Origin of the sequence: Nocardia sp. NPDC056564 (genome assembly GCF_042793755.1) — a bacterium.
Classification (GTDB): Bacteria; Actinomycetota; Actinomycetes; order Mycobacteriales; family Mycobacteriaceae; genus Nocardia.
This window is the reverse complement of record NZ_JBHTUR010000031.1, coordinates 33,904-45,802: the sequence shown is the minus strand read 5'-3', so window position 1 is coordinate 45,802 and position 11,899 is coordinate 33,904. Positions and strand designations below refer to the sequence as shown.

At 65.4% G+C, this 11,899-nt stretch carries 14 protein-coding genes; 7 read left to right on the top strand and 7 right to left on the bottom strand.

Annotation, left to right across the window (positions count from 1 at the left end; all coding sequences use genetic code 11):
- Positions 1-124: 124 nt before the first annotated feature.
- Entirely contained in the window at positions 125-253 is a 129-nt protein-coding gene (locus ACFQ9K_RS42795; protein ID WP_378721313.1) for a hypothetical protein, read from the top strand.
- Positions 254-374: 121 nt separating this feature from the next.
- Here the strand turns inward: ACFQ9K_RS42795 and ACFQ9K_RS42790 are convergent, their stop codons facing one another.
- Positions 375-1,637: a lipase family protein gene (locus ACFQ9K_RS42790; RefSeq protein ID WP_378984467.1), complete on the bottom strand. Its 1,263-nt coding sequence runs from the start codon at positions 1,635-1,637 to the stop codon at positions 375-377.
- Positions 1,638-1,912: 275 nt separating this feature from the next.
- Positions 1,913-2,461 carry a VOC family protein gene (locus ACFQ9K_RS42785; protein WP_378721310.1) on the bottom strand — a complete coding sequence of 183 codons (549 nt, stop codon included), beginning with the start codon at positions 2,459-2,461 and terminating at the stop codon, positions 1,913-1,915.
- An 86-nt stretch (positions 2,462-2,547) separates the two neighbouring features.
- On the opposite strand from ACFQ9K_RS42785, the gene ACFQ9K_RS42780 reads away from it, so the two are divergent.
- Complete coding sequence (locus ACFQ9K_RS42780) at positions 2,548-3,405, top strand: helix-turn-helix domain-containing protein (RefSeq protein WP_378721309.1); 858 nt, start codon at positions 2,548-2,550, stop codon at positions 3,403-3,405.
- A 160-nt stretch (positions 3,406-3,565) separates the two neighbouring features.
- On the opposite strand, the gene ACFQ9K_RS42775 is transcribed toward ACFQ9K_RS42780, so the two are convergent.
- The 3 genes from ACFQ9K_RS42775 to ACFQ9K_RS42765 all read right to left on the bottom strand — a co-directional run bounded on the left by ACFQ9K_RS42775 (position 3,566) and on the right by ACFQ9K_RS42765 (position 5,153).
- Entirely contained in the window at positions 3,566-4,180 is a 615-nt protein-coding gene (locus tag ACFQ9K_RS42775; protein ID WP_378721308.1) for an NAD(P)-dependent oxidoreductase, read from the bottom strand.
- 83 nt (positions 4,181-4,263) lie between these two features.
- Positions 4,264-4,674, bottom strand: a complete 411-nt coding sequence (locus ACFQ9K_RS42770) for a nuclear transport factor 2 family protein (protein ID WP_378721307.1) — start codon at positions 4,672-4,674, stop codon at positions 4,264-4,266.
- Complete coding sequence (locus ACFQ9K_RS42765; RefSeq protein WP_378721306.1) at positions 4,671-5,153, bottom strand: nuclear transport factor 2 family protein; 483 nt, start codon at positions 5,151-5,153, stop codon at positions 4,671-4,673. Before ACFQ9K_RS42765 ends, ACFQ9K_RS42770 begins: the two co-directional genes overlap by 4 nt.
- A 170-nt stretch (positions 5,154-5,323) precedes the next feature.
- Here ACFQ9K_RS42765 and ACFQ9K_RS42760 point away from each other — a divergent pair, with 170 nt between their 5' ends.
- On the top strand, positions 5,324-6,178 hold the full coding sequence (locus tag ACFQ9K_RS42760) for a helix-turn-helix domain-containing protein (RefSeq protein WP_378721305.1): 855 nt from the start codon (positions 5,324-5,326) through the stop codon (positions 6,176-6,178).
- Positions 6,179-6,295: 117 nt separating this feature from the next.
- Positions 6,296-6,490: a hypothetical protein gene (locus ACFQ9K_RS42755; RefSeq protein WP_378721304.1), complete on the top strand. Its 195-nt coding sequence runs from the start codon at positions 6,296-6,298 to the stop codon at positions 6,488-6,490.
- A 157-nt stretch (positions 6,491-6,647) separates the two neighbouring features.
- Here the strand turns inward: ACFQ9K_RS42755 and ACFQ9K_RS42750 are convergent, their stop codons facing one another.
- Together ACFQ9K_RS42750 and ACFQ9K_RS42745 are read right to left on the bottom strand one after the other, a co-directional pair.
- A complete protein-coding gene (locus tag ACFQ9K_RS42750) occupies positions 6,648-7,445 on the bottom strand; it encodes an SAM-dependent methyltransferase (protein ID WP_378721303.1) in 798 nt (265 codons plus the stop codon).
- Between the two features lie 245 nt (positions 7,446-7,690).
- Entirely contained in the window at positions 7,691-9,211 is a 1,521-nt protein-coding gene (locus ACFQ9K_RS42745) for a flavin-containing monooxygenase (protein WP_378721302.1), read from the bottom strand.
- A gap of 1,026 nt (positions 9,212-10,237) precedes the next feature.
- Between ACFQ9K_RS42745 and ACFQ9K_RS42740 the strand changes: the two genes are divergently transcribed.
- The 3 genes from ACFQ9K_RS42740 to ACFQ9K_RS42730 all read left to right on the top strand — a co-directional run bounded on the left by ACFQ9K_RS42740 (position 10,238) and on the right by ACFQ9K_RS42730 (position 11,899).
- Positions 10,238-10,639 (top strand): hypothetical protein, encoded by a 402-nt coding sequence (locus ACFQ9K_RS42740; protein ID WP_378721301.1) that lies wholly within the window; start codon positions 10,238-10,240, stop codon positions 10,637-10,639.
- Entirely contained in the window at positions 10,608-11,252 is a 645-nt protein-coding gene (locus tag ACFQ9K_RS42735) for a hypothetical protein (RefSeq protein ID WP_378721300.1), read from the top strand. Before ACFQ9K_RS42740 ends, ACFQ9K_RS42735 begins: the two co-directional genes overlap by 32 nt.
- Positions 11,253-11,437: 185 nt before the next feature.
- A complete protein-coding gene (locus ACFQ9K_RS42730) occupies positions 11,438-11,899 on the top strand; it encodes a hypothetical protein (protein ID WP_378721299.1) in 462 nt (153 codons plus the stop codon).

Sequence of the window (11,899 nt, the reverse complement as noted above, 5' to 3'; positions counted from 1 at the left end):
CCCCCACGGGGCCGCATACCCGCGGTCTCGCGATTCAATCCCGGCAGCGCGCCACCTTCGATCGGCTTAGCGAGTGTGTTGCTGACTTCGGGTTCGACCATCGGGATACGGGTAGGCCACTCGTATGGAGTTACTCGTAATCCTCGGTATCGCGGTGTTGGTCGCGGCAGTGCTGGTGTTCCGCAGGCGAGGCGGCAAATCGGGAGATACGTCGTTGTCCACCGGCAATCCCTCGGGCAACGACGACGATTGACCGCCGCTCGACGAGCTCGACGGCCCACCTATTCGAACCGTCGCCGGACGACGGCTGTTCCGCCTGTGTGCTGACAGTGCGCCGGACCGCATCAGTGGGGCCCGGCGCACTGTCCCGTCGTCTACTTCGGGGTCAGGAATTGGGACTGCACGGTGGTGGTACTGCATCCCGCCGGCACCGGAGCGTCGGAGTTGACGCGTTCCCCCAGCCAGGAGAACGCGCCCGGGGAAGCCGAGAAAATCGTGCTCATGTGCTCGGCCATTTCCTCACGGATATAGGTGACCCGAGCCCCGCGAGCACACAGCTCTTCGACCATCCGGTCCGTCGAGCCCACCGGAATCACCTCGTCCTGCACGGCTTGGAAGACATACAGCGGCGCGGACGGCGCGCGGGTACCCAATCGCGCCTTGTTGATCACCTCGGCCAGCGGCGGCAATGCCAGGACCTGATCCAGCGGGATGTCGAAGTACCGCTTCCAGTCGCCGAAGAACTGCTGGGCCAGGGTGGTCGACAGGCATTGGGTCTGGATCTGATCCATCACCGCCGCCCCCTCGGCGGTCAGGTGCGGCAGCATCGACGCTTTCACCTCGGGATAGGTGGCGTAGTAGGACGACAGGCCACTACCGACAATGGCGGAGAAGGGCCCGCCGTTCGTGGTGAACAACGCCGCATTGATATCGGCTCCGGGCCCGCCGTACGCGGCGCCGGTGAGGTTGAGTTCCGGGGCGTAACTGGGTTGCAGCTCAACCGTCCACCCCGTCGCGAATCCGCCACCCGAATACCCGTACAGGCCGACGCGATTCTCCGCGCCGAGACCGAGCGGAGCGAATCGCGTCGCCGCGCGAATGCCGTCCAGCGCCATGAAACCGGGCTCCTGGGCGACCGGGAAATGGCCGGAGCGCCCGCCGAAATCGGGCACCGACACCACCCAGCCGTTCTGCAGCATGGTTTGCAGATCCTTGAGCTGCCCGGTGGTCTCCAGCGAGGACTGGGCACCGGCCTGCAGTCCGTAGGACGGGACGCATTGCGGGCCGGAGGCGTCCTCGAACATCTGCAGCGACACCAACGGACGATCCGGCCGGACATTGTGCGGCAGGAACACCGTGGTGACGGTGACATCCGGCTGCTCGAACACGTCGGTCGTGCGGTAGAGCAATTGCCAGGCTTGCGCCGGGAACGGTGCCACCAACTCGATCGGCCGGGAACGCAGAATAGCGCCGGGGGCCGCGGCCTCGAAACCGGCTGGCGGCTGATAGAACTCATCCACTTGCGGAAGTGGCGGCGCCGCGCCCGCCGTACTCGAGGAAACAATCGCCGGCCCGGCCAACGTCACCAGGACGGCGACCGCGATAACGCCGAACCCGCGGACGCGTCGCTGCGCCATACCGAACATCTCGACCTCCATTGTTGGGATCTGCCGACCTTCGCCAAGGGCGCAGCGCTCGGACTTCCTCCGACCGGACACATCCGCACTCGAGGCACTGACGTAGCAATCGAGCTTTCACCGCACACGCGCTAAATTCTCGGCATCAGAGCGAATGTCGAGATAAAACAGCATATATTCAGCAAACCGCCAAACCCGATATTGACGCCATTACCGAATGTCTACTCCCGCCGTCACCGGCTCACCGCGCCGTGTGGAATTGCCGTAGAGCCGAGCTAGCTCGGCCGCCACACCCGCGGTAGCGGATCCGGATCGGTGCGGTCCTCGGGCAGCCCGAGATCTCGAAGCTGTACGCAGAGTTCGAGATTGCGCCCGTCCGGATCGAGGAAATAGAGCGAGTGATACGGCCCGTAATCGACGGCGGCGCTCACCGCCACACCGTGTGCGCGCAGCAGGTCGCCCGCCGCGGCCAGCGCCTGCTCGTCGGGAACCGCGAAGGCCAGATGATGGAACCCGCCGCCGGGGCCGTCGAAGTCCGGGCCCTGGTCGAAAACGGCCAGGTAACTGCGATCCGCGACCCGCAGTACGTAATGCCGCGGCCTGGTCATCTGCCCCGCCCTGGCCGCGACACGACCGTCCGGGGCCAGGATGTCGGAGCCGTCGATGAAGTCGTCGCGCAGCGCGACCACCACCTCGAATCCCAATATCCCGCAGTAGAATTCGATGAACCGTTCGAGATCGCGGGTGTACAGGTTGACGTGGTTGAGTCCCGAGATATGTTGCGGAGTGCGCGATTTCCGCGCCTCCGGCTGCGTTGTCGTCATAGCTCGAGCATGGTCGCGCCGCGGCATCGAGACGATTCCCTTTCCGGGAGTGGTGGCCGGCCACGAGATTCGACAGACTGGCAGGCATGACCTCCGTCTCGGCCAGCCCGTTCGGGGCCCGTCTGCGGCAGTGGCGACTGGTGCGCAAGCTCAGCCAGTTGGAGCTGGCCAGCCGCGCCGGCTCCACACCGCGCCATATCTCGTTTCTGGAGACCGGGCGTTCGCGACCGAGCCGAGCCACGGTGCTGCACCTGGCCGAGGTGCTCGGCATTCCGCCGCGCGAGCACAATCATCTGCTGCGCGGCGCCGGCCTCGCCCCCGTCCAGGCCGCCGCGCCGATCGATCCGCCGCATCTGGCGGCCTTCACCGCCGCCGTCGAGCGGCTACTGAGTACCCACGAGCCATTCCCGGCGCTGGTGCTCGATCCGCATTCCGAAATCGTCGCCGCCAATCGCGCGTGCGAGCGCCTACTGGGCCCGAACCTGCTCGGCGACAACCTGATCGAGCGTCTCGTCGTCGATCGCGCAGCCCGCGATCTGATCGTGAATTGGCCCGAGATCGCCTGCGCGCTCCTGAGCCGCCTGCGCGCCCAACTCGACCGCGCTCCGCTCGATTCCCGCCTGCGCGCCCTCCTGGACCGCACCGCCCCGGCCGTCGCCGACCTCCCCCTCCCCGAGCACACCGGCGCCCATCATCCGCTCCCGTGTCCCGCATTCCGTTTGGGCGGCACCACAATTCACACGATCCAACTGACCACCCGCTTCGACCTCGCGTCCGACATCGCCCTGGACGAAATGCGCGTCGAGCTGTTCCACCCCCTCGACGCCACAGCCGAACAGTTCTTCCGCAACGAAGCATGGTCGCCGCCACGCACGAGCATCGATAATTCCGCCATCCGCACACCCGTTGTCTCAAACATCTCGAGAATCACCAGATCCCGCTGATCTGCCACCGCGTCATCGCACCCACCCGGCCGACGCGCACTGCCACCTCAATGCCCGGATCACGCGGCTTCTCGCGGGATGTGGACGACGTGCACTTGACTCGCACTCTCGATAAGGATCTGCAGAAGGTCCACCGGGCAGATGACTGGGCAACGCCCGGTCAGCGGGTGAGCGGCACGGCGATCCGGCCGGGGAACCGCGGGTGCTCCGCTTCGTCGAGCATCGCGGCAGCCACGGTGTCCCGGCTCACCATGATGCGGAAGATGCTCTTGGGGGAGGCATCGAGCCCGACGGTGCGGCGGTCCGGGCTGATCGGTTTGTTCGACAGGGGGCCGGCGTGGAAAACCGTTCCGCCCGCCGCGGTGACCACGGCGTCCGACTCGATCTTGTCGGCGATCTCCGCCCCGAGTCCGTTGAGGATCAGCCGGTTGAGCGCGCTTGCCACCGCGGCCGAGGGGCCGGTGCCGTAAGCGCCCAGCCAGATGACGCGGGCGTCCGACGCCACCGCCGACCGGGCACCCGCGGTCAGCACGCCCGGCTTCGTCCCTTTCGGCACGCCCAGTCCGGACAGCACCACTTCACTGCCTTCGAGCGCCGCGGCGATCTGGTCGGTGTGGAACACGTCCGCGACGATCTTGGTCAGCCCCGGGGCGTCCGGAACGGTGATCCGGTCCGGATCGCGGGCAATGGCCCTGACGATGTGGCCGCGTTCGAGTGCCTGCCGGGTGAGGGCGAGTCCGGTCGGGCCGGACGCGGCGAGGACGGTGAGCTGCATGAAAATCTACTCCTGGGAAGGCCCGCGCGGGCAGGCGCACGGTCGAGGTGCGCCCGCCTGCGGCGTAATCGACCGAGCCGGATTCAGTCGAGGATGTTCGGCGGCGCCGAAGCATCCGGGGTATCGATCGGGTCGAGGTAGAAGCGGACCGCTGCGGCGCGGCCGTCTTCGACCCGGATGATCACTGTGCCGCGGATGGTCTCGACCACCCCGTCGGCCCGCGTGCCGATCATCTCCCACTCCGTCCACACCCGGTCACCGTCCACCACGGAGTCGATGACCTTGGCGTCCAAGCCGTTCGAATACCGGGCGAAGATGATGGTGTAGTTCGCGCGAACCCGGTCGACACCGCGGAAGGAGCGCTCGGGGTGGACCGGCACCACGCACTCGAAGTCGTCGATGTAATTGAGCACCAGCTTTTCGACGTCACGATCGGACATCGCCGCGGCCATTCGAAAAGGAACGACCCGCACTTCGTCGGTCGATGCACTCATTTCACGCCAGCCTTGTCTGTGGCCCCCGCGGCGATCGCGTAGAGCTCGGAATTGCCCGCGAACGGGGCTTTTCGCACGACACGAATGCGCCTCAACCGCCATTCCTTATCGACCCGCCGCAGGTCGACGTGCCAGAAACCGCGCATGACGAGCCAGTCGACTGCTTCGGCGGGAACGTGGTGATAGGCCACCACGAAACTGCGATAGTTGGCGTGGTCACCCTCGATCTCGACGATGACGTTGGAGGTCGAATGGTGCGTACTGTGGAACCCTTCCCGCACCGCCCGGCTGGCGACCACGAAATCATCGGCACTCAATTCTTGCGGCGGCGCGCCCAGGTGCTCGGAGACGTCCAGCGTGACGGTATCGGCCAGGATCGCCCGCAGACCCTCCCAGTCCTCGAGATCCTGTGACCAAGCGAACCGGGCCACGGTCTCGGTGACCGCGACCCGGTCGGCGAGGTAATTGACATCAGTCATGAAATCCCTTCAGCGAGAACATGATCGGTAGACCATCGGGGCGGGAGTGCGTGTCCACACAGCTTCGCGTCCACGATCTCCGCCCCCTGCGGTCACTCTTCCGGACTCCGGCCGCCTTAGCAGGGGCCAGGATGTCCCCCACTGCCGAATGCCGTTGATATTCTTCGGTCATGTCGGACGTGCGCAGGTTGGGCGCGGTGTTGCGGGAGCGACGTGAACGCACCCGACCGGAGCAAGTGGGTGTGGTCTCGCACGGCCGCAGGCGCACCGGCGGGCTGCGCCGGGAGGAGCTCGCCGAATTGGCCGGCCTGTCGACAGACCACCTGAAACGCATGGAGCAGGGTCGTCGGCATCCCTCCCCCGCTGTGTTGAACGCCTTGGCCCGCGCACTCCGGATGAGCAGGGCCGAGTACGAGCACCTCTGCACGCTGGCCGGTTACGCGCCGGCGGACGGGCGGGTGCCACGGCAGCTCAGTGCCGGTGCGCGCCGGCTCGTGGACCGGATAGAGAGCACGCCGGTGTGCGTGCTCGACGCCTCATGGACGGTCGTCGGCTGGAACCGGGCGTGGGAAACGCTGGCCTGCGGGGTGCCCTCGCTCGACCGACGCGAGGGCAACATCCCCTGGCGGGTGTTCGTCGGCCAGGGTCACCAGGTGACGCGGTCGCCCGAGGAACAAGCCCGCTTCCAGCGCCTGCTGGTAGCCGAACTGCAAGCGGCCTCGACCCGCTACCCCGCGGACGAAGACCTGGCGTCGTTGATCGCCGACCTCCAACGCGCCAGCCCCACGTTCGCCGAACTCTGGGCGAGCACGCCCACCCCCGCACAACACGACAGCCGGATGCTGCTCCAGCACGCGGATCTGAGACAGATCGCACTGGACTGCGACACCATCCACATTCCCGACGGCGACCTGACCGCGGTGGTGTTCACGGCCGCCCCGGGCTCCGCCGACGCCATGTCACTGGCCGAATTTCTACTGGACGCACGCGACGCACACTCCGGCCACCAGCAGCTCGCCATATGACGTCGCGGCTGAATACAAGTGCGTCGTGAACTGCCAGAAGGCGCGCGAGCGGGCTGGCGATCTCGGTCCGCGGCGGCCACGAGGTCGCGTTGGGGTGCAACGATCTTCACTGTCGACGTGGTGAAGCGTCGCATGGCGCAATGGGAACAGACCGGCGAGCATGGGGGTGGCGCCTACTTCTGGTGTCCAGATGGCTTCGTCGTCCGTGAGCCGGGTGTCGGTTTCATGACGAAGGTCATTATCGGCCTGCACGATGATGAAGACGTTCTCACCGACCTGTTCAAACCTTTGGCCGAGAACCGACTCCGGTGAGCAACTTCAGCGCCGGTCAGGCGGTCGGCGAGGTAACCGCGCGGGTGCCGAGCTGCCGTCTTTCGGTTCACAGACTGGTCACCCCGATCGCGGGTTTGTCCGCGGTCGGGCTGCGGCCCGCTCCGGCAGCTCGTCTCCGGCGCCGCTTCCGGCCGACCTAAACTTTCCGCGCCACCGCACCGTAGGCGGCGAGGGGCCGGACTCGGCGTATCTGGTTGAACGGCGGGCGCCACCGGGTGATTTCGACGAAGCCGGGATCGACGAGTTCCATACCGTCGAACACGGCCCGGATCTGGGCCGCGGGGCGCGGGGTGTAAGGCACCCCGCCGGAAGTAGCGTAGTTCTCACACAGCGTGACATAGGCCTGGCTGTCGTCGGTGCCGTCCCACATGACCAGGTAACTGTCCGACGGTACCGCGCCCATCACGGTGCGTACGACGCGCAAGAGTTCCTCGTATGATTTCGCGTGGCCCAGCACGCCCATGAACATGACGGCGATGGGCTGGTCGAAGTCGAGGACGTTCCTCGCGTCGGCGATGATCTTTTCCGGAGAATGGAAATCGGAATCGATATAGGCGGTGACGCCCGCGGGAGTGGTGCTGGTGAGCAGGACTCTGGCATGGGTGAGTACCAGCGGATCGTTGTCGACGTAGACAACCTTCGACTCCGGCGCCACCCCCTGGGCGACCTCGTGGGTGTTCTCCATGGTGGGCAACCCGGTCCCGATGTCGAGGAACTGCCGGATGCCGACTTCAGCGGCCAAGTAGGTGACCGCACGGATCAAGAACTGCCGTGACTGAATCGCCATGGCGGTGATGTCCGGGTCGATCTCGATACCGGCATCACCGGCGATTTCATCGATCTCGTAGTAATCCTTGCCGCCCATCCAGTAGTTCCAGATACGCGCCGAATGGGGGATGTCGGTCCGGAGCAGTGGGGCGTTGTCCTCGACCATAGGGTTTGCTCCTCGCAAGCGTCGCGCGGCCCACAACCGACTAGACGCTGCGGCGGTCGCAAATAGCTGGTATGCCGATCTGTGCCAAGAGAGTACAAGATTCGCGCCCCGCGCACCGCTGAATCGATAACTCGGGCACCAGCATTCGGGCATTCCGCGACCTCGATCGAGCACCCGTTGCGGTGCCGGCTCGGAATCGACGGCACCGCACTTCGGCCGAGGCGATCAGCGCGGTGTCAACGTCGTCAGAGCGGCTCCGCCACGGACCGAGCGGCCGCACCGGGCGAAGGCAGGCCGACGTTCGGCACGGCGACCACCGTGAAGTCGTGGGCGGGATGGCGGCGCAGCATCCGTGCGAACGCTCGCGCGGAGGAGGGCCACGGATTGGTGACCCGCCCGCTGGGGTGTTTGTACCAACTCCGCACCGCGGTCGGCCACACTGTTTTCGCCAACTCCCGGCGCATCCACAGCCGGTGATCGCGCATCGCATCGGCATCGAGTTCGATTGCGGCGGCGCCGATTTCCGCACGCCAGCGTAAACACGCGAGGATGTAGGCGATCTGATGTTCTTTCATGGTCGGGTTGCTGCCCGCCGGGTTGAACGAGTTGGGTCCCGCGATGAGGAACGCGTTGGGGTAGCCGGACACCGCCACACCCATGAACGCCTCGGCGCCGGCGGACCACTGCTCGTGCAGCAGCACGCCGCCTCGACCACGCACCGTCACCGGCACCAGGAATTCCGGCGCGCGAAAGCCCGTGGCGTATACGACAATGTCGGCGCGGCGGTGAGCACCGTCGCTCGTCTCGATCCCATCCGGGGTGATCCGGGCGATGGGACTGCTGACCAGTTCGACATTGTCCCGGTTCAGCGCCGGGAAATAGTGGCTGTCGAAGATGATCCGCTTGCCGCCTATCGGGTAGTTCGGGGTGAGTGCCGCGCGCAGCGTGGGATCTGCGACCTGATTACGCAGATACCGCCGCGCCGCCCACTCGGCGAGTGGCGCAGACCACCCACGGCGCATGATCGGCGCGAGCACGAAGTCGGCGCCGTAGTGCAGAGCCTGCCGATAGAGTCGATGCCCTCCCGGTATTCGCAACGCCCAACGCGAGACGACACCGAAATCGGCGCCAGGTTTCGGCAATACCCAGTGCGGGGTCCGTTGGTACACAGCCACGCTCTGCGCGACCGAGGCGATCTGTGGCAGCATCTGTGCGGCGCTGGACCCGGTGCCGATCACGGCGACATCGCGCCCACTCATCTGTAGGTCGTCGTTCCATTGCGCCGAGTGGAAGGCGGCCCCCTCGAACGCCTCCTGTCCAGGGATGACCGGAAGATCAGGGCGATGCAGTTGACCCACCGCGAAGACGACCACATCGGCCAACACCCGCTCCCGAGCCTCGGTCAGCAGTTCCCACCTGCCGAGATCGTCGAGGTAGGTGGCGTGGGTAATGGCGGTTCCCAACCGTAGATGTGGCACCAGCCCCTGCTCACCGGCGACATCACGCAAGTAGGCCAAGATCTGCTCCTGCCCCGGGTAGCGCGTCCGCCGATCGCGATAGGGCGCGAAAGAGAACGAATATAAATGCGATGGGACGTCACAGTTGCAGCCCGGGTAGATGTTGTCCCGCCATACCCCGCCGACGTCGCTGCCCTTCTCGAAGATCACGAAGTCCTCGATCCCCGCTTTCCGCAGCGCGGCGCCCATACCGAGGCCGCCGAACCCAGCACCGACAATCGCTACCCGTAGATCAAGGTCCTTCTGCACAGCGGCCTCCTCATTTCAGCGTCAGCATCCCAATGGCTACCCCGATCCAGCCGCCCACCTCAGCTGGCAGTCGCATGTTAATGAACGTGAAACTCAAATCAGACCGCACCACGCCAGCGTTTCTATCAGGCAGTTTTCACTTACTCCAGCAAGTCACGCAGAGAAGTAGTCGCTAGCAGGCCAGCCGATATTCGCGCTTCCCCGAGCAATGTCGGCCGTTCAGGCATCCTTACAGCTACGGCAGAGTCAGCTGCACGAACCCTCCCGGCGGCGGCGGTCGACGCGCGCCCGAAAACATCGCCGGCATGGATTTCGCAGGCGGGAACCACTCCCCGCCCCATAGTCGAATAACGCGGGACATGTCGGCCCCTGGCAAACCCGGATCGAGGGCGCGCCTTCGACTGCCCGCGCACCTTCCAGTCGCCTAACCGAAAAGGCCCCCCACCGGGGTCGCCGGTGCGGGGCCTCAGCCGAAAAGAGTTGCTAGGCGCTACTTTTCAGGCACTCCAAGGTTATCTGCAAGCCGTCTCGGCCTCCCGCCGACGCCGGTGCAGCATCGGTTCGGTGTAGCGATTCAAGCCAATCACGCCGCGTGACCTGCACGGACACGTCAAACTCGCAGCCGGCGCCGGAGGCTGGGCCGTATTGGCGCAAGGTAAGCGTGACTTCGCATGGGTGACAGTGTTCGCGTGGCAGTGTCACAACTGGGTGCCGCCGCCGTCCACCGCGAGTTCGGCGCCGGTGGTGTAGATCGCGCCGAAGGCGAGGAAATGGCGGCCCGCGCGACCTCCTCCGGGGTCCCGATACGCAGCATCGGAATCTGTGCGGCGAAACCCGCCACCATTTCATCCGTGCGTTCGGCGATCGCCCGCGCACCTTCTCAATCGCCAGCTACTTCTGCCCTGGCCGATCTCCCAGATGCCGTCTTGGCTGCCGAGAAGGGCGCTAGCACGAGCGAGCTCAGCTTCCCTGTCCACCGATTCCGCTGGCGCCATGCGTAATTACGGCCCGGGAGGGTTCGGGCAGGTGGCCGAGATGGTCGATGAGGCGCTGGCGCAAAAGAAGATACTCATCGCACCGCCACGGCGATCGACCAGGCGGACGTTCGACAACGCGAGCAGCAGTGATGACTTGGCCAAGACGGAACTGCTCACGGGTCAGATCGAGTTCGACACCACTGGGCAAGCGATTCCACCAGTGAAGTCCGTGCTGCTCGGTATCGAGCCACACCTCACCGACCATCAGATCGCCGCCGAAGACGTCGTTGACGATCGCGGCCGAAGCCGAACTCGCCCTCCTCATCGGCGCCGTTGCGCCGCAGTCGATCTCGGCTGCGATGCAGCGCTCGATACGCTCCAGGTCCGCGCGTTCGCGGGAGTCGGCTACTGTCGGCCGCGTGGATATGCAGCCCTCCATCGATTCGGCTGAGCAACTGACACATCGGGCCGAGTGGTTCATTTCGTCGCAGTGTGTTCGCGTCGAATCGCCCGGTTTCGAGAAGCTGGGAGACCAGTGGCTCGAGTTCGGCATTCCCGCAGCGCATGTCGATCGCATGCTGGATTTTCAACGGCGTTGGGGTGGATTGGTCCTGCCACCGTATGCGGAGTACGAAGGCGGACCGAAAATGCTGTGGTGCGAGATGCCTGCCGAGCAGCCCGAGCGCGCCGGATGGTTCTACGCGGGTCTGCATCGCGTGTCGATGGCCTATTCGTTCATGATCGGTCCCGCCGGGGAATTCGCCATCGACGAAGGCCCGTGGGTGCCCTTGCACGCGAGCATCGAAGGCTGGATCGAATCGGTCGCGCTGGCTCACCACGCATCCACCTCGGCGCAAAAGATCACCACAATTCGCGGTCACGCGATCGATGACCTACCGCCCCGCGCCTTCGAACCCGTGCCCGAGGTTCGCGGCCTCGCCGATACGTGGTGGCGAGGCCCGGATTCGCTGATCGCCATCCATACCGGGGAGGCCGTAGGCTTCGACAAACCCAGGCTGCGGGTCGCCCGCGTCTATGACGGTGGTTTCGTCCGCCGACTATAACGGCGGTCTCGGCGAATGGGGACTACGCGGCGGATAGCAGTGAGTGCGCCGCATCACCGGCACCGCTGGTGTCCGCACATCGGCGTGAGCGCGTACTGCCAGCGGTCGTAAGCGCATTTGCGGAAGAATCATCCCCCTCCCGACCGGCGATAGCCGGGACGGCTGATGGCTTCGAAGGAGTGCAGATGGCGGACATGACCATGACCTGGGAGCTCGGGGCGACAGGGTGGGTTCATGTCCACGTTTCCGACGACGGCAACGAGGCCAAAGTTCTCGCCTCCTACCTCACAAACGCACCGGAAGACCTGCTCAACGCCGTACTCAGCCTCTTCAGCGGAAGTTCTACTGCCAGAACGTATTTCGAGGCCGAACCTACTACTTACGTCTGGCTGTTCGACCGCACGGGCGCCAATGTGGACATCCAATTGGTGAAACTAGCTAACAGCGATGAGCCGGACGACGCTGGAACAGAGTTGTGGTCCACCACCCAGACCCTGAACCACCTCGCGCGCACTGTGGTCGGGGCGTTCGAGGTGGTGGCACAGCAACACGGCGATAACGGCTACTTGAAGAAGTGGTGCAAGCCCTTCCCACATGCCGAACTTCAGGCGCTTGCTGAGGCGCAACTAAACGTGAGGAATGACTGA